This is a genomic window from Actinomadura rupiterrae (assembly GCF_024172125.1).
GTDB lineage: Bacteria > Actinomycetota > Actinomycetes > Streptosporangiales > Streptosporangiaceae > Spirillospora > Spirillospora rupiterrae.
Genome location: NZ_JAMZEA010000003.1, coordinates 772,020 through 789,998 on the forward strand (window position 1 = coordinate 772,020; position 17,979 = coordinate 789,998).

General features: G+C 66.6%; 11 protein-coding genes and 3 rRNA genes. 8 read left to right on the plus strand and 6 right to left on the minus strand.

What is annotated here, in order from left to right:
- Positions 1–119 precede the first annotated feature (119 nt).
- The 3 genes from FHU30_RS12260 (at position 120) to FHU30_RS12270 (ending at position 3,569) form a co-directional block, all read left to right on the plus strand.
- Positions 120–443 (plus strand): hypothetical protein, encoded by a 324-nt coding sequence (locus FHU30_RS12260; protein WP_253875017.1) that lies wholly within the window; start codon positions 120–122, stop codon positions 441–443.
- A 140-nt stretch (positions 444–583) separates the two neighbouring features.
- Positions 584–2,236: a DNA repair helicase XPB gene (locus FHU30_RS12265; RefSeq protein WP_253875019.1), complete on the plus strand. Its 1,653-nt coding sequence runs from the start codon at positions 584–586 to the stop codon at positions 2,234–2,236.
- Positions 2,237–2,552: 316 nt separating this feature from the next.
- Positions 2,553–3,569, plus strand: coding sequence for a DUF6528 family protein (locus FHU30_RS12270; protein WP_253875021.1), 1,017 nt, complete (start codon positions 2,553–2,555; stop codon positions 3,567–3,569).
- A gap of 75 nt (positions 3,570–3,644) precedes the next feature.
- Here FHU30_RS12270 and rrf read toward each other — a convergent pair.
- From rrf to groL, 6 genes are all read right to left on the minus strand, one after another.
- Positions 3,645–3,761, minus strand: a 5S ribosomal RNA gene (gene rrf / locus FHU30_RS12275).
- Between the two features lie 151 nt (positions 3,762–3,912).
- Positions 3,913–7,025, minus strand: a 23S ribosomal RNA gene (locus tag FHU30_RS12280).
- A 405-nt stretch (positions 7,026–7,430) separates the two neighbouring features.
- Positions 7,431–8,959 (minus strand): 16S ribosomal RNA (locus tag FHU30_RS12285).
- Together the 16S, 23S and 5S rRNA genes form the textbook arrangement of a ribosomal RNA operon.
- 746 nt (positions 8,960–9,705) lie before the next feature.
- The gene (locus FHU30_RS12290) at positions 9,706–10,062 is read right to left on the minus strand and encodes a hypothetical protein (RefSeq protein ID WP_253875023.1); all 357 of its coding nucleotides are present in this window, start codon (positions 10,060–10,062) and stop codon (positions 9,706–9,708) included.
- 119 nt (positions 10,063–10,181) lie between these two features.
- Positions 10,182–10,802: a phospholipid scramblase-related protein gene (locus FHU30_RS47015; RefSeq protein WP_253875025.1), complete on the minus strand. Its 621-nt coding sequence runs from the start codon at positions 10,800–10,802 to the stop codon at positions 10,182–10,184.
- Positions 10,803–11,059: 257 nt separating this feature from the next.
- Positions 11,060–12,685: a chaperonin GroEL gene (groL, locus tag FHU30_RS12300; RefSeq protein WP_253875027.1), complete on the minus strand. Its 1,626-nt coding sequence runs from the start codon at positions 12,683–12,685 to the stop codon at positions 11,060–11,062.
- A gap of 904 nt (positions 12,686–13,589) precedes the next feature.
- Here groL and FHU30_RS12305 point away from each other — a divergent pair.
- The 5 genes from FHU30_RS12305 to glsA all read left to right on the plus strand — a co-directional run bounded on the left by FHU30_RS12305 (position 13,590) and on the right by glsA (position 17,957).
- On the plus strand, positions 13,590–14,018 hold the full coding sequence (locus tag FHU30_RS12305) for a YbaB/EbfC family nucleoid-associated protein (protein ID WP_253875029.1): 429 nt from the start codon (positions 13,590–13,592) through the stop codon (positions 14,016–14,018).
- Positions 14,019–14,038: 20 nt separating this feature from the next.
- Complete coding sequence (locus FHU30_RS12310) at positions 14,039–14,461, plus strand: hypothetical protein (protein WP_253875031.1); 423 nt, start codon at positions 14,039–14,041, stop codon at positions 14,459–14,461.
- Positions 14,462–14,471: 10 nt separating this feature from the next.
- Positions 14,472–15,350, plus strand: coding sequence for a PPE domain-containing protein (locus tag FHU30_RS12315; protein ID WP_253875033.1), 879 nt, complete (start codon positions 14,472–14,474; stop codon positions 15,348–15,350).
- A gap of 22 nt (positions 15,351–15,372) precedes the next feature.
- Positions 15,373–15,996, plus strand: a complete 624-nt coding sequence (locus tag FHU30_RS12320; RefSeq protein WP_253875035.1) for a hypothetical protein — start codon at positions 15,373–15,375, stop codon at positions 15,994–15,996.
- Between the two features lie 98 nt (positions 15,997–16,094).
- Positions 16,095–17,957 carry a glutaminase A gene (gene glsA, locus FHU30_RS12325; protein ID WP_253875037.1) on the plus strand — a complete coding sequence of 621 codons (1,863 nt, stop codon included), beginning with the start codon at positions 16,095–16,097 and terminating at the stop codon, positions 17,955–17,957.
- The last annotated feature ends 22 nt before the right edge of the window (positions 17,958–17,979 follow it).

The following is a 17,979-nucleotide window of genomic DNA, read 5'->3' on the forward strand; positions in this document are numbered from 1 at the left end:
TGTTACGGCTCACCAGCCGTTCTGACCGGAGCAGGCCATGGGCCTCCGGCGGGGAACCGTCGGAGGCCCGTGGCGGTCAGAGTGGAACCCGAGGGCTGTTGTTCCAGGAAAGGGTGGCGATGGGCGGATATCCCGGCTGGAACTACGAGCCCGGTCCGTACGGTGGCTACGGGCCCGGCGGGTACGGGCCCTACGAGGAGCCCGCCAGCCAGGGCGCGGCGATCACCGGGCTGGTGCTGAACTCCGTCCTGGCGGTGCTCTGCTGCGGCGTCCTGGCGATCCCCGGGATCATCACCGGCGCCTTCGCGGTGTCGAACTGGCAGACCAACCCGCGGCTGTCCCGGACGCTCAACGCGTGGACGTGGGTGATCTTCGGGCTGAACGTCGCGATCATGCTCGTCCTCTTCCTGATCCTGCTGAGCCGGGCGGACTCGACGTCCTGAACCGCGTCCTGCGGGCGCTCCGGCCGGGGTCCGGCGGCGACCTGGGAAGAGAGAGCGCCCGGCGAGCGTTGGGAACTCGGGGTAGCGTGCGGGGGTCGCCGCCGTCCCGACCCTTCCACCGAGCTTGGGGGCACCGTTCCGTGACCGATGGGCCGTTGATCGTCCAGTCCGACAAGACGCTGCTGCTGGAGGTCGACCACGAGCTGGCCGACGCCTGCCGGCAGGAGATCGCGCCGTTCGCGGAGCTGGAGCGGGCGCCGGAGCACGTGCACACCTACCGCGTGACGCCGCTCGCCCTCTGGAACGCGCGCGCCGCCGGGCACGACGCCGAGCAGGTCGTGGACGCGCTGATCAAGTTCTCCCGCTACCCCGTCCCGCACGCGCTGCTGGTGGACGTCGCCGACACCATGGCCCGCTACGGCCGGCTCCGCCTGGAGAAGGACCCGGTGCACGGGCTGGTGCTGTCCTCGTCCGACCGCGCGGTGCTGGAGGAGGTGCTGCGCGCCAGGAAGGTCAAGGGCATGATCGGCGACCGGGTCGGGGACGACGCGGTGGCCGTCCACCCGAGCGAGCGCGGCGCGCTGAAGCAGGCCCTGCTCAAGCTCGGCTGGCCCGCCGAGGACCTGGCCGGCTACGTGGACGGCGAGGCGCACCCGATCAAGCTGTCCGAGGACGGCTGGGAGCTGCGCCCCTACCAGCGCGAGGCCGCCGACGCGTTCTGGCACGGCGGCTCGGGCGTCGTCGTCCTGCCCTGCGGCTCCGGCAAGACCACCGTCGGCGCGGCCGCCATGGCGAAGGCCGAGGCGACCACGCTGATCCTGGTCACCAACACCGTCTCCGCGCACCAGTGGAAGCAGGAGCTGCTGCGCCGCACCAGCCTCACCGAGGACGAGATCGGCGAGTACACCGGCGCGAAGAAGGAGGTCCGCCCGGTCACGATCGCGACGTACCAGATCATGACGACGCGGCGGAAGGGCGTGTACCCGCACCTGGAGCTGTTCGACGCGCGCGACTGGGGCCTGGTCGTCTACGACGAGGTGCACCTGCTGCCCGCGCCGATCTTCCGGATGACCGCCGACCTCCAGGCCCGGCGGCGGCTCGGCCTCACCGCCACGCTCGTCCGCGAGGACAACCGCGAGGGCGACGTGTTCTCCCTCATCGGCCCCAAGCGCTACGACGCGCCCTGGAAGGACATGGAGACGCAGGGCTGGATCGCGCCCGCCGACTGCGTCGAGGTCCGCGTCACCCTCACCGACTCCGAGCGGCTCGCCTACGCCACCGCCGAGCCGGACGAGCGGTACCGCTTCTGCGCCACCACCGACACCAAGACCCGCCTGGTCGAGGCCCTGGTCAAGCGGCACGCCGGCGAGCAGCTGCTGGTCATCGGCCAGTACATCGACCAGCTGGACGAGCTGGGCGAGCTGCTCGGCGCGCCGGTCATCAAGGGCGAGACGCGGGTGAAGGAGCGCGAGCGGCTGTTCGACGCGTTCCGGTCCGGCGAGCAGAACGTCCTGGTCGTGTCGAAGGTCGCGAACTTCTCCATCGACCTGCCCGAGGCGACCGTCGCCGTCCAGGTGTCCGGCGCCTACGGGTCGCGGCAGGAGGAGGCGCAGCGGCTCGGACGGCTGCTGCGGCCCAAGGCGTCCGGTGCCGGGGCCCGCTTCTACGCGGTCGTCGCCCGCGACACCCTCGACCAGGACTACGCGGCCCACCGGCAGCGGTTCCTCGCCGAGCAGGGCTACGCGTACCGGATCGTCGACGCGGACGCGGTTTTGTCAGGCGACGAGATCTGAGCCCTCGCCCGCCCCGTCCGTTTCCTCACATCACGATGAATCCTCCCGAACCTCTCGACACGGTTCGCCTTGATCGCAATCATTGGCGCGCCTTCGTCACCGTTCGGGAGGAGCGTCCATGCCGTCCCCCCTCACCCACGAACGCCGACCGATCCGCGGACGCGGCGTAGCGCACGCGGCGATCACAGCAGGTCTCGCAGCGACGGTCCTGGTCTCCGCAGAAGGACCCGCATCGGCTCTCGGCACCGCATCGCCCAATGGCGAGGCGCCGTCGCGTGGCGGAACGTCGGGCACCGATGCGTCATCACCTGCGAAGGTGGATGCGGACGCTGCAGGCACGCCCGTCGCGGCCGTGAACGAGGCGACCCGGTCGATCGAGTTCTACCCTGCGCCAACGCCGGGCCACCCGTGGAAGCCGACCAGCCGCTGGCGTCCGGTGTCGTCCTGGGCGGGCGGGGTGGACGTCAAGCTCCGCCCGGGCGGCCCGTACGGCGGACGCGTCCTCGCGATCGCCGACGGCGGCTCCGGGTACGTCGGGATCTACTCCTACCCCGGACGAGTGCGGAAGTGGTCGGCGTACGTCGGAAAGGCCCGCACGACCAACGTCCATGGCGTCGAGTTCCTACCGGACGGCAACGTCGCCATCGCCAACGCGGCCGGCCCCGACGGCGGCCGGATCAAGATCCTCGCCCGGAAGGGCGCGAAAGTGCTCGCTTGGCGGACGTTCCCTGGCGCGCACGAGGTGCTGTACGACCCGTCCCTGCATGCGTTGTGGGCGATCGGGAACGATCGTCTGACCAAGTTCCCCTACCGAGCCGGACGGCTGGGCACCGCGGTGAACTACAAGCTTCCGCGCTCGTCGGCCTACCCGCCGTCGAAGAACATCCCGTCCTACGGGCACGACGTCCAGCCTGTGTACGGCCACCGTGACCGCCTCTGGATCCTGACGAGCGGCGGCGTCACCCAGTTCTCCAAGACGGCCACGAAACCGTGCAAGGTCGTCGCTACGGCGGTGAAGTGGCCGCTGCCGGGCCTGGACGGGGTAGGCCGCCGCTACTGCAACGACTTCCCGGGTGCTGCCGGCATCAACGCGGGCAACCCTCGGCCGGACCGCACCGGCAGCTACCGCCGACTCCCGAAGTCCATCGGAAACGACCCGTCCACCGGACGCGTCCTGCTCACCTACCCGAATCCCGCGCCGGGCGCCCATGCCTGGACGACGCCGTACGCCACGCTCTACGGAGCGCCCGGTTGGCAGCCCACGCCCTTCAGCCCTAACCGGACGAAGACGGCGTACTACCGCGTCCGCTGGCTGGTATCCGCCTATCAATAGGACGGCCTGGCGCAGCACTTTCGTGCACAAAGAAGTGAGGCCCCGCCATTTCTGGTGGGGCCTCACCCAATATATGTCCGGCGGCGTCCTACTCTCCCACACAGTCTCCCATGCAGTACCATCGGCGCTGAGGGGCTTAACTACCGGGTTCGGGATGGGACCGGGTGTTTCCCCCTCGCCATAACCACCGAACGATCAACGCACACACCCCAAAAAGGTGCGGCAAGTCTCGTCCGAGCCAGGCTCGGTATTCACTTGATTGCGGAACCCAGGTTGTTTTCTGGGAACCACACAGGGACGCGAATCATCTCATTCAACGCAGCGATTGGTTTGAACGCTTAGTGTGTTCAAGCCACTCGGCCTATTAGTACCGGTCGACTCCACACGTTACCGCGCTTCCATCCCCGGCCTATCAACCCAATCGTCTCTTGGGGGCCTTACACACCCGAAGGTGTGGGAGAACTCATCTCGAGGAAGGCTTCCCGCTTAGATGCTTTCAGCGGTTATCCCGACCGAACGTAGCCAACCAGCCATGCCCCTGGCGGGACAACTGGCACACCAGAGGTTCGTCCGTCCCGGTCCTCTCGTACTAGGGACAGACCCTCATCAATTCTCCGACGCGCACAGCGGATAGGGACCGAACTGTCTCGCGACGTTCTAAACCCAGCTCGCGTGCCGCTTTAATGGGCGAACAGCCCAACCCTTGGGACCTACTCCAGCCCCAGGATGCGACGAGCCGACATCGAGGTGCCAAACCATCCCGTCGATATGGACTCTTGGGGAAGATCAGCCTGTTATCCCCGGGGTACCTTTTAGCCGTTGAGCGACACCGCTTCCACACGCCGGTGCCGGATCACTAGGCCCTGCTTTCGCACCTGCTCGACCTGTCGGTCTCACAGTCAAGCTCCCTTGTGCCCTTGCACTCACCACCTGATGACCAACCAGGCTGAGGGAACCTTTGGGCGCCTCCGTTACTCTTTAGGAGGCAACCGCCCCAGTTAAACTACCCACCAGGCACTGTCCCCCACCCGGATCCACGGGTGCGGGTTAGACGTCTAAGGCGACCAGAGTGGTATTTCACCAACGACTCCACGAACACTGGCGTGCCCGCTTCACAGTCTCCCACCTATCCTACACAAGACACATCAAACGCCAATGCCAAGCTATAGTGAAGGTCCCGGGGTCTTTCCGTCCTGCTGCGCGAAACGAGCATCTTTACTCGTACTGCAATTTCGCCGGGCCTGTGGTTGAGACAGCGGGGAAGTCGTTACGCCATTCGTGCAGGTCGGAACTTACCCGACAAGGAATTTCGCTACCTTAGGATGGTTATAGTTACCACCGCCGTTTACCGGCGCTTAGATTCTCAGCCTCGACAGGACGAACCCGTCTAACCGGTCCTCTTAACGTTCCGGCACCGGGCAGGCGTCAGTCCGTATACAGCGTCTTACGACTTCGCACGGACCTGTGTTTTTAGTAAACAGTCGCTTCCCCCTGGCCTCTGCGACCACCCCCAGCTCACGGTGCAAGACCGGTCACCAGACGTGGTCCCCCTTCTCCCAAAGTTACGGGGGCAATTTGCCGAGTTCCTTAACCACAGTTCACCCGATCGCCTTGGTATTCTCTACCTGACCACCTGAGTCGGTTTAGGGTACGGGCCGCCGGCACACTCACTAGAGGCTTTTCTCGGCAGCATGGGATCACTCACTTCACCAAAAACGGCTCGGCATCACCTCTCACCCTTGATGGACCGCGGATTTGCCTACGGTCCGGGCTACGGGCTTACCCCGGGACAACCATCGCCCGGGCTGAGCTACCCTCCTGCGTCACCCCATCGCTCACCTACTACCGTCTCGGGTCCCACGCTCCCCACACGAACAAGCCCGAAGGCTCGTAAGGTGGTTCGGGTGGTTAGCATCAACGGGCTCGGCGTTGGCGCGTACCAGCGGGTACGGGAATATCAACCCGTTGTCCATCGACTACGCCTGTCGGCCTCGCCTTAGGTCCCGACTTACCCTGGGCGGATTAGCCTGCCCCAGGAACCCTTGGTCATCCGGCGCACACGTTTCTCACGTGTGATTCGCTACTCATGCCTGCATTCTCACTCCCACACCCTCCACCGCACGATCACTCGACGGCTTCACCGGACGCAGGACGCTCCCCTACCCACCCCAACTTGCGTTGGAGTGCCACGGCTTCGGCGGTGTGCTTGAGCCCCGCTACATTGTCGGCGCGGAATCACTTGACCAGTGAGCTATTACGCACTCTTTCAAGGATGGCTGCTTCTAAGCCAACCTCCTGGTTGTCACGGCAACTCCACATCCTTTACCACTTAGCACACGCTTAGGGGCCTTAGCCGATGATCTGGGCTGTTTCCCTCTCGACTACGAAGCTTATCCCCCGCAGTCTCACTGCCACGCTCTCACTTACCGGCATTCGGAGTTTGGCTGACGTCAGTAACCTTGTCGGGCCCATCGGCCATCCAGTAGCTCTACCTCCGGCAAGAAACACGCAACGCTGCACCTAAATGCATTTCGGGGAGAACCAGCTATCACGGAGTTTGATTGGCCTTTCACCCCTAACCACAGGTCATCCCCCAGGTTTTCAACCCTGGTGGGTTCGGGCCTCCACACCGTCTTACCGGCGCTTCACCCTGCCCATGGCTAGATCACCCCGCTTCGGGTCTACAGCATGCGACTCAAACGCCCTCTTCAGACTCGCTTTCGCTACGGCTACCCACCACTGGTTAACCTCGCCACACACCATAACTCGCAGGCTCATTCTTCAAAAGGCACGCCATCACGAAACAAAAAGACAAGTCTCCCTGTAGGACGCTCTGACGGCTTGTAGGCACACGGTTTCAGGTACTATTTCACGACCCCTCACCGGGGCACTTTTCACCTTTCCCTCACGGTACTGGTCCGCTATCGGTCATCAGGAAGTATTCAGCCTTACCACGTGGTCGTGGCAGATTCACACGAGATTTCACGGGCCTCGTGCTACTCGGGAACACACCCAGAAGCCACTGGAATTTCGTCTACCGGACTCTCACCGTCTACGGTCGGCCATCCCAAGCCGTTCAACTATCCCAGCAGTTTGTAACTCCTTACCAGGCTGGCAGGCCTGATCGGATGGTCCCACAACCCCGCACACGCAACCCCTGCCAGGTATCACACGCGCACGGTTTAGGCTCCTCCGCTTTCGCTCACCACTACTCACGGAATCACTATTGTTTTCTCTTCCTGCGGGTACTGAGATGTTTCACTTCCCCGCGTTCCCACCAACCGGCCTATACATTCAACCGGCGGCGACACCCCATGACGAGTGCCAGGTTCCCCCATTCGGAAATCCCCGGATCAAAGTCTGGTTGCCGACTCCCCGAGGCATATCGCAGGCTCCCACGTCCTTCATCGGCTCCTGATGCCAAGGCATCCACCGTATGCCCTTAAAAACTTGAACACACAAAACGATCAAACAAATCGCAACAGAGAACAAAACCCAACCCCGAAAGATCGAGTCTCGTTCAGAGATGCTCGCGTCCACTGTGTAGTTCTCAAAAAACAACCGGGCCTACTAGCGCGGCCGAACGGATCCCGTTCGGCCGTCATCTAGTCCCGCAGTCCAGAGGTTCGGACCAACGTCCGTTTCCTCAGGACCCAACAGCGTGTCCAACCAGGTGGAACCCTCTCCACTGCGCTCCACGCGACCAGGTCGCAGTACTAGCAGTGAAGACAACCCCACCGGGTTGAGTAGCCAGTGCTCCACATCTATGAGCAGCCATCCAGCGGACGTGCGCCGCTGATGATGGCCACCGACCATGACCCCAGGTTGCCCTGAGCGTCCTGGCCAGTTGGTGCTCCTTAGAAAGGAGGTGATCCAGCCGCACCTTCCGGTACGGCTACCTTGTTACGACTTCGTCCCAATCGCCGGCCCCACCTTCGACCGCTCCCCCCACAAGTGGTTGGGCCACGGGCTTCGGGTGTTGCCGACTTTCGTGACGTGACGGGCGGTGTGTACAAGGCCCGGGAACGTATTCACCGCAGCGTTGCTGATCTGCGATTACTAGCGACTCCGACTTCATGGGGTCGAGTTGCAGACCCCAATCCGAACTGAGACCGGCTTTACGGGATTCGCTCCACCTCACGGTATCGCTGCCCTCTGTACCGGCCATTGTAGCATGTTTGCAGCCCAAGACATAAGGGGCATGATGACTTGACGTCATCCCCACCTTCCTCCGAGTTGACCCCGGCGGTCTCCCATGAGTCCCCACCACCCCCGAAGGAGCGTGCTGGCAACATGGAACGAGGGTTGCGCTCGTTGCGGGACTTAACCCAACATCTCACGACACGAGCTGACGACAGCCATGCACCACCTGTCACCCACCCACTAAAGGAACCCCCATCTCTGGGGGGACATGGGCGATGTCAAGCCTTGGTAAGGTTCTTCGCGTTGCGTCGAATTAAGCAACATGCTCCGCCGCTTGTGCGGGCCCCCGTCAATTCCTTTGAGTTTTAGCCTTGCGGCCGTACTCCCCAGGCGGGGCGCTTAATGCGTTAGCTACGGCGCGGAATCCGTGGAAGAACCCCACACCTAGCGCCCAACGTTTACGGCGTGGACTACCAGGGTATCTAATCCTGTTCGCTCCCCACGCTTTCGCTCCTCAGCGTCAGTACAGGCCCAGAGCACCGCCTTCGCCACCGGTGTTCCTCCCGATATCTGCGCATTTCACCGCTACACCGGGAATTCCATGCTCCCCTACCTGCCTCTAGCCTGCCCGTATCGAATGCAGACCCACGGTTAAGCCGTGGGCTTTCACACCCGACGCGACAAGCCGCCTACGAGCTCTTTACGCCCAATAATTCCGGACAACGCTTGCGCCCTACGTATTACCGCGGCTGCTGGCACGTAGTTAGCCGGCGCTTCTTCTGCACCTACCGTCACTTCCGCTTCGTCGGTGCTGAAAGGGGTTTACAACCCGAAGGCCGTCATCCCCCACGCGGCGTCGCTGCGTCAGGCTTCCGCCCATTGCGCAATATTCCCCACTGCTGCCTCCCGTAGGAGTCTGGGCCGTGTCTCAGTCCCAGTGTGACCGGTCGCCCTCTCAGGCCGGTTACCCGTCGTCGCCTTGGTAGGCCATCACCCCACCAACAAGCTGATAGGCCGCGAGCCCATCCCCAACCGAAAAACTTTCCACCACCACAAGATGCCTTGAGTGGTCACATCCGGTATTAGACCCAGTTTCCCAGGCTTATCCCAGAGTCAGGGGCAGGTTGCTCACGTGTTACTCACCCGTTCGCCGCTCGAGTACCCCCGAAGGGGCCTTTCCGCTCGACTTGCATGTGTTAAGCACGCCGCCAGCGTTCGTCCTGAGCCAGGATCAAACTCTCCATCAAGGTCCAACGACCACCCAGGGGGCGAACCCCAGGCAGCCAAACCTCATGAAGGATCCGAAGATCCCAGCAAAGCAATCCCGAAAGATCGCTTGCCTCAAAGAAATCCCCGACCCCAGCCGAAACTAGGGCCACGGGGCGATCAGGCACATGGCCTGATCGATAAAGGCACTGGCTTTTAACACGCTGTTGAGTTCTCAAGAAACGGACACCCACGCGCTCCCCCGCAGATCCCTCTGCGGCTTCGCTCCGTGGCGACTCGCTTACTTTATCAGTTCCGTCCGGCTTGTCAATTTCCGGGCGATTCCGATTCCGCGCTTCCCGTCCGCTTTCGCGGCCGTTCGGCGCGGCCCTGCTATTTCACCAGATCCGCTCCGATTCGCAAAATCGGCGCTTTTCCGGTGCACCATCGTCCGGCGGGCACGACGAAGCCGCTTCCGCTTGTTCGTTGGATGGTTTCCCCTTGGGCCGGCCGCCGTTCAGCGTCCCGCAACCCCTTGGGGCGAAGTGAACAGTATGCCCAGCGGGCGTCCACGTCAAACCGACCGGCGAAAATTCTTCCGGCGTGTTGCCGGGAGGCTCGCCCGCCGGGCGTACCGACGTCTTCTAGCTGGGCTTTTAGTGTCAGATGGGCGGACAACTCGGTCCGCCGGGGTGTTCAACGGCGCTCTGACCGGCGCTATTCCGCGACGTCCGATTCGTCCCAGAAGTGTGTCGCCCGCCACGCGGTTCGGGGCGGGCGGGGACGGTCAGGGCTTCGCGAGGTAGCCGCCGACGAACATGACCGCCTCGGCGAACACCCAGAACCCGACGGCGATGGTCAGGTTCCGGTCGAGCATGTCGGGCCGGCGCCGGACGCCCGGCAGGAGCCAGGACATCACGCTGATACCGGCGCCGACGAAGGCGGCCGGGGCGGACAGCCAGACGTACCGGAGCACCGCGTCGCCGCATTCGGCGTCGTGCGTGGGCGCCTGGCCGCAGAACGCGTCGTCGCTCCAGCCGCCGAACGCGGAGAACCCCCAGAGCGCCGCCAGGACGCAGTTGGCGACCGTCGGTATGGCCGGTGATATCCACTGGCCGTTCGACCGTCCTGGCATGACCTGCACAAGCGGAACGTACCGCGCGTTCGCCCCCATAGGGAACCCCGCTGTCACTGCCGTCCGGAACGGTCCGACGCCCTGCCGCCAGGGGGTTCCGGGCCGGTGGCGGCGACGCCGGAACCGGGTCAGACGAGTTCTTTGGACTCGTAGGCCATCATGTCCAGCACGATCGCCGTGACGACGACCAGGACGCGGAGGGTCTCCGAGACCTCCTCGGTGAACTCGACCGCGTAGCGGTCGGCGGTGGTGAACAGTTCGGCGCGCAATCCGGCCCACTTCTTGTCGATGCGGGCGAACCGGCGCCGGTCGTTGTCGGTGACGGGGAAGCTGCGCAGCCGGAGGTCGCCGACGGCCTGCGCCAGCTCGTTCTCGTCCGCGTCGAGCAGGACGTAGTGGCGGCGGGTCGAGTTGGCGCGGACGGTCCCGATGGCGTCGCCGCGCATCAGGTCCTCGCCCTCGTCCTCGCCGGGGACGGCGTGGTGGACGTGGGTGTGCCACGCGTCCACCTTGTCGATGACGTAGCGGGCGGCACCGTCGCCGTCGCGCAGGACGAGCGTGGCGTGGGCGCTGCGGACGGTCTGCGGGAGGGCCGCGCGGACCGCCTCTCGGCGGCTGCGGACCTGCTGGTCGGCGACGGAGGCGAGCAGGCCGCCCCGGTCGTCCACGACGTCGTAGCGCGTCTGGGTCTGGACGACCTTGCGCGGCTGCTCGACCCGCATGCTGGGGAGGTTGAAGAGATCGGTCACCCGGCGATCCTGTCAAGCCGGGCGCGGTCCCCGAAAGGGCACGCGGCGTCCACCCGCGGATGGGACCCGCCGGTAGGGCGACGTCCTCCCAGGTCAGCCCCGAATGCGACACCAAGGCCAGTAACAGCTACCCCGCGGACCGGACCGCCGGGTGGAGATCGTCCACGTAAGGAGACCGGCACGAACGCCAAAAGGGGCGGTCCCGGGATGGGACCGCCCCTTTCAGGTCTGGCAGAGCGAACTCACCGATCCTGGGATCAGAAGTCCATGCCGCCGTCGCCGCCCGGCATCGCCGGGGCCGGGGTCTTCTCCGGCTTCTCGGCGATGACGGCCTCGGTGGTCAGGAACAGCGCCGCGATGGACGCCGCGTTCTGCAGAGCGGAACGCGTCACCTTGGCCGGGTCGAGGATGCCGGCGTCGAACATGTTGACGTACTCGCCGGTCGCGGCGTTGAGGCCCTCACCCGGGGTCAGGTTGCGGACCTTCTCCACCACGACGCCGCCCTCGAGGCCGGCGTTGACGGCGATCTGCTTGAGCGGCTCCTCCAGCGCGCGGCGGACGATCGCCGCACCCGTGGCCTCGTCGCCCGGCAGCTCCAGCTTGTCGAACGCCTTGGTGCCGGCCTGCAGCAGCGCGACGCCACCACCGGGGACGATGCCCTCCTCGACGGCCGCCTTCGCGTTGCGAACGGCGTCCTCGATGCGGTGCTTGCGCTCCTTCAGCTCGACCTCGGTCGCCGCGCCGGCCTTGATGACGGCGACGCCGCCGGCCAGCTTGGCGAGGCGCTCCTGGAGCTTCTCGCGGTCGTAGTCGGAGTCGGTGCGGTCGATCTCGGTGCGGATCTCGTTGACCCGGCCCGCGATCTCGTTGGCGTCACCGGCGCCGTCCACGATCGTGGTCTCGTCCTTGGCCACCACGACCTTGCGGGCGCGGCCCAGCATGTCGAGGGTGGTGTTCTCCAGCTTGAGGCCCACGTCCTCGGAGATCACCTGGCCGCCGGTCAGGATGGCGATGTCGCCGAGCATCGCCTTGCGGCGGTCGCCGAAGCCCGGCGCCTTGACGGCGACGGACTTGAAGATGCCGCGGATCTTGTTGACGACCAGGGTCGCCAGCGCCTCGCCGTCGACGTCCTCGGCGATGATCAGCAGCGGCTTGCCGGACTGCATGACGCCCTCAAGGACGGGCAGCAGGTCCTTGTTCGCCGACGCCTTGCCCTGGACGATCAGGATGTACGGGTCGTCGAGGACCGCTTCCATCCGCTCGGGGTCGGTCACGAAGTACGGCGAGATGTAGCCCTTGTCGAAGCGCATGCCCTCGGTGAGCTCCAGCTCGAGCCCGAAGGTGTTGCTCTCCTCGACGGTGATGACGCCTTCCTTGCCGACCTTGTCCATCGCCTCGGCGATCATCTCGCCGATCTGGGCGTCGCCCGCGGAGATGGAGGCCGTGGAGGCGATCTGCTCCTTGGTCTCGACGTCCTTGGCCAGCTTGGACAGCTCCTCGCTGACCCGCTCCACGGCCGCCTCGATGCCCCGCTTCAGGGACATCGGGTTGGCGCCCGCGGCGACGTTGCGCAGACCCTCGCGCACCAGCGCCTGGGCCAGGACGGTGGCGGTGGTGGTGCCGTCACCCGCGACGTCGTCGGTCTTCTTGGCTACTTCCTTGACGAGCTCGGCGCCGATCTTCTCCCAAGGGTCCTCGAGCTCGATCTCCTTGGCGATCGACACACCGTCGTTGGTGATCGTGGGGGCGCCCCACTTCTTCTCCAGCACGACGTTGCGGCCCTTGGGACCAAGGGTCACCTTCACGGCATCAGCGAGCTGGTTCATGCCGCGCTCGAGGCCGCGCCGGGCCTCCTCGTCGAACGCGATCATCTTTGCAGCCATAGGCTCCAAGTCCTCCCGGAACAGGGTGGCCATATGAGGATCGAGCCGATGCCCGCGACGGACGACCCCCGCCGACGACTGCCATTCCGCCGCCGCCAAGAGGCCTCATCGCCCCGATCCCCGACTGTGGAGCTGTCACTCTCCACAGCAGAGTGCCAACGTTTGTTTAGCACTCTACCCCCCCGAGTGCAAGCGCCCGCCCCCGTCCCGAGGTTCGCCGCCCCCGACCTCGGGACGCGCACTCCCACCAGCAGAAGCACCGTTCCCGCTGGTCCGCGACGAGCGCGACCGTGCCCCACAGAGGCGGAAGGCTTCTCCTGTTGTTCCTGGACCTGGACGGCGAAACTCGAACCGGAGCAACAAGGTCACGCGCGGGACGAGGAGCGGAGGGCTGAGCCATGGAGGGCGCCGACCTCGCGGCAGGACTTGAGCGGGAGCAGCATGTGCGCGTGCGGAGAGGCCTGACCAACGCGGAACAGTTGCGGAACGGACTGCCCCCGGTTCGTGCGCAGTGAGGTCGTCCGTTCGCTGGCCGGGTTGGGGTTGGGGCTTTGAGCTGGATATATGATCACTTGATCATTTGTTGCAGGAAGGGCTGTCGTGTCGCTTGGGCTTGCTGAGCTGCTGGTGCTGCTTGTTGTTCTTGGGGGTGGGGTGGTGGGGGTGCTTGTGCTTCTGCTTGTGCTCGTCAAGGTGGGTAGGCGGCTCTGACCCGGGGTTAGGAGGGGCGTAGGAGTTCTGAACGCGGGGGCGGGGCGTTCGGTTTCGGGGTTTGGGTCGGTTAGGGGTTGGTTAGCGGGGGTTTTAAGGATCTTGATGGGGGTTTGCCGGTCACTAACCGGTGGTGTGTGAGGGTCTTCGGGCCATAGGCGGGATCGGGATCGCCTCTGTGGGAGCGAGGGCCATGAGCGACTACGCGCGGTTCGCCGCCGCGGACATGGAGGAGGCCCGGGGGCGGGCCGAGCGGCGCATGGAGAAGGTGATGGCCGTCCAGGCGCGGCTGCGGGACGTCGTGGGGCGCGCGCGGAGCGAGGACGGCACCATCGTGGCGGAGTGCACCGGCGGGCGGGGGCTCACGGGGCTGGCCATCGACCCGCGGGCGATGAAGCTCGGGTCGCACGAGCTGGCGGAGACGGTGGTCCGGCTCGTCCAGGAGGCGACGGACGACCTGCGGCGGCAGACCGCCGAGATGATGCGCGAGGAGCTGGGCGACCTGGCCGACCCGCGCGCGCTGAAGGACGAGGTCCACGCGGCGCAGCGGGACTTCGAGCAGAAGATGGACCACGTGAAGGAGCAGCTGGCCCTGGCCCAGGCCCGGATGCGCAGCGCCTGACCACGGACGGGAACCCCCCAATGAGCCGAATCTCGGACATCCTCAACACCTCGACACCCCCGCCCGGCACGCCGCGCGCGCCGCTGTCCCCCATGGGCGATCCGGCGGACGGCGGCAAGCCGGGCGAGACCGGCGGCGCGGACGGCGAGGTCAAGCACAACCCGGAGGACATCAAGCGCCTCGGCAAGCAGGTCGAGGACGAGGTCGCCAAGCTGGTCAAGGAGGCCGCGGCGGCGATCAAGGAGGCCGAGATCGGCCCCGAGGACTTCAGCGACCAGGGCTTCCCGATGGGCATCGCCTACCCGGGCGCGCACGAGTACGGCGTGACCGACGGCGAGAGCAAGGAGAAGCACCTGAGCAAGGTCGCCCAGAAGCTCGACAAGACCGCCGAGCACTGGGAGAAGACCGAGGAGAAGAGCACCGTCAGGGTGACGACGGTCTGAGAGGCGTCCGATGACCGAGAACTACGGCCGGATCGCCATCGAGGCGTCCGAGGTCGCGTGCATCGCGTGCACGCCGTTCATCCCCGAGGGCCCGGTGATCGCGGGGCTGATGAGCAAGGGCGCGGGCTGCGACGGCAAGCTCATCGACGGCGCCGGGAAGTGGAACGAGGCCTCCGACAAGTACAAGGAGGCCAAGGAGAAGCTCGAAGGGCTGGTGCGCGGGGTGTCCGCGGAGTCCTGGTCGGGCAAGGACCGGGACGCCTTCGAGAAGGAGATGACCCAGTTCGGGCAGCAGCTCGACACCAACGTGATCGCGTGCGAGACGGCCGCGGTGACGCTGGGCGTGCTGGCCGGCGCGATGGAGATCTACGCGGCGTTCTGCGTCGGGATGGCGGTGGCGGTGGTCGCAGACGCGGCGATCGTCGCGGCGGCGGACGCCACGATCATCGGCGCGCCCGAGGGCGAGGCGGAGGGCGCGTCGTTCGGCGCGGCCTGCGTCGGGGTCATGGAGACCGCGAACACGGTGCTGATGGGCGCGATGACCGGCGGCGCGGCGATCTTCGGGGTCGGGATGTTCGTGGACGCGGGGTTCCAGTCGTCCGAGGGCGACCAGGACGTGCTGGGCGACCTCGTCCAGGCGGAGATCACGGCCGCGCCCGAGACGGTCGAGGGGATCCTGGAGGGGCGGTCGCACGCGAAGGAGTCGGGCGAGGAGCCGGAGGGCATGGGGCTGCCGAAGGTCGCCTACCAGTCCACCGAGCTTCCGGGCAGTCCGGCGGGCTGGGTCAACAAGACCGGAATCCCGCAGGACATCACCAAGCCGCTGGGCGAGGCGGCCGGCGACGGCATCCGTCCGGACGACAACGTTCCGGAGAACGGCTACGCCTGAGACGCACCGGAGGGAGGCCGTCGTGAGCGACCTGTTCACCGCGCCCGTGCTCGTGTACGACTTGCCCGACCAGGGGCGTTCGGTCGCGATGGGGCTGAACATCCTGGACCAGGAGGGCGCGCTCGTCGCGACGGTGACCGAGCAGATCACCGAGGAGCAGCGCGGCCACCGGCGGCACTGGGGGTCGGGCGAGCGGTCCCGGCGCACGATGCTGGTCGCCGCGCCGAACGGCGTCCCGTACTTCTGGTTCGACCGCCTGCACGTGGACGGCGCGACCACGACCGGCGGACGCACCCTCGTCGTCGCGCCGGACGGAACGCCGATCGGCCATCTCGATCGGCACACCAAGGGATTCGACCTTTTCGACGCGTCCGAACGGCAGATCGGGCACTACGACTACGCGCGCATCTTCGACTGGCAGGGAACCGAGGTCGCGGTAAGCCTCAAGGACCGCACCGGGGGCTATTTCCAGCAGCTCGCCCAGGGCATGGCGCGGGGCGACCGGCACGTCCTGACGATGCATTACCAATTGCCCGAGCCGCTCCGGACGCTGGTGCTCTGCTGCCCGATCGCCTTCGACGTCTCGATGTCGTCCTCGAACCGGCCCTATGGGCACGGCGGCTACTTCGACAACTTCTTCAGCTGACACCCGCCGTTTTCTTCAGCTGCCCCCCACCGTTCGCCTTGAGCTGCGCCTTCGTCGGGTAGACAGGACGGAGGACGCGTTTCGGGGAGGGGTGCGGGTTGGCGGACGCCGAGGACATCGCGAGTCCTGTGCAGCAGCTTCTCGACGAGGTTCACCAGCGCATCGGGGAAATCGACGACGGACGCGTCGCGACCTATATCCCGGCGCTAGGGAAAGCCGATCCGAAGCTGTTCGGACTGGCCTTGGCGACGCGGGACGGGCACGTTTACGAGGCGGGCGACACGCGCGTCCCGTTCACCATCCAGTCGGTTTCCAAGCCGTTCATCTACGCGCTCGCGCTGCACGACCGCGGGCTGAACGCGGTGCTGCGGAAGGTCGGCGTCGAACCGACCGGCGAGGGGTTCGACGCGATCAAGCTGGAGGCGGGGACGGGCCGTCCGCTGAACCCGATGGTGAACGCGGGCGCGATCGTCACGGCGTCCATGGTGGACGGGGACGACTGGGGGCAGCGGTTCCAGCGCATCCTGGACGGCCTGTCCGGGTTCGCCGGGCGCGACCTCAGCATCGACCACGAGGTGCTCGCGTCGGAGGAGCGGACCGGCGACCACAACCGCGCGATCGGGTACCTGCTGCGCAACGCCGGGACGCTCGACGGCGACGTGGACAAGGCGCTGTCGGTGTACTTCATGGCCTGCTCGACGCTGGTCACCGCACGTGACCTGGCGGTCATGGCGATGACGCTGTCGTCCGGCGGGGTGAACCCGCTGACCGGCCGCCGCGTCGTCGGGACGGACACGACCGAGCACGTCATGGCCGTGATGGCGACGTCCGGCACCTACGACTTCGCGGGCGAGTGGCTGCTGCGCTCCGGGCTGCCCGCCAAGAGCGGCGTCGCGGGCGGGCTGGTCGCGGTACTGCCGTCGCAGCTCGGCATCGGCGTCTACAGCCCGCCGCTGGACACGCGCGGGACGAGCGTCCGGGCGATCGCGGCATGCCAGGAGCTTTCGTCCCGTTTCGGACTGCACCTGATGCGTCCGGTGACCGGGTCGACGTCCGCGATCCACCGGTACCTGCGCGGGGACGCGGTGTCGTCGCAGCGCAGCCGCCGGTACGCCGAGCGGGAGATCCTCCGGACGCGCGGGCGGGCCATCGCGCTGTGCGAGCTGCAGGGCGACCTCGGGTTCGCGTCCACGGACGTCGCGGTGCGCGCGATCACCGGCGACCACGACGGCGTCCGGTGGCTGATCCTCGACCTGCACCGGGTCGCGCGCACCGAGCCCGTCGCCGTGAACCTGCTGGACACGCTCGTCCGCGAGCTGGGCGAGCACGGCGTCACCACGGTCGTCGCCGCCGAGGGCGCGCGGTCGCCGCTGGCGTCCGCCGAGGCCGCGTTCGCCTCCCTGGACGAAGCGCTCGAATGGTGCGAGGACGCGCTCGTCGCCGGGACCGCACCGGCCGAGGACACCGGCGCCGCCGAGGCCGTGCCGGTGCCCGAGCAGGACGTCCTGCGCGACCTGCCCCCCGGCGTGCTGGACGAGCTGACCCCGCTGCTGGAGGAGCGCCGCCTCGCCGCCGGCGAGATCCTCTTCGCCCCGCGGGGCGAACCGGACGAGTCGCTGTACTTCGTCGTCTCCGGCGGGCTGGTCGCGCAGGTCATGGAGGGCGACCCGCCCGAACCGGTGCAGGTCGCGTCCATGGGCCCGGGCACGGCGGTCACCGAGCTGACGCTGCGCCGCGACGACCCGCGGGCCTACCGCGTCGTCGCGGACGAGCCGACGGTCTGCCGGGTGCTGTCCGACGGCACGCTGAAGCGCCTGGAACGGGATCGTCCGCAGGTCGTGGAGGCGCTGCACTGGGCGATGGCGCGCAGCCTCGCGGCCCGGCTGCGCCGCGCGGACCGGCTGCTCGCCGCGCACGTCGCGTCGGGCCCGCGGTCCGGGACGCCGCCCCGGACCGGGTGAGGGAGCTTCGGGGGGCCGGCCG

Coding starts and splice junctions, on each gene's coding strand:
- FHU30_RS12310 (WP_253875031.1), top strand. CDS start 14,039: ATGAGCCGAATCTCGGACATCCTCAACACCTCGACACCCCCGCCCGGC.
- FHU30_RS12315 (WP_253875033.1), top strand. CDS start 14,472: ATGACCGAGAACTACGGCCGGATCGCCATCGAGGCGTCCGAGGTCGCG.
- FHU30_RS12305 (WP_253875029.1), top strand. CDS start 13,590: ATGAGCGACTACGCGCGGTTCGCCGCCGCGGACATGGAGGAGGCCCGG.
- groL (WP_253875027.1), bottom strand. CDS start 12,685: ATGGCTGCAAAGATGATCGCGTTCGACGAGGAGGCCCGGCGCGGCCTC.
- FHU30_RS12260 (WP_253875017.1), top strand. CDS start 120: ATGGGCGGATATCCCGGCTGGAACTACGAGCCCGGTCCGTACGGTGGC.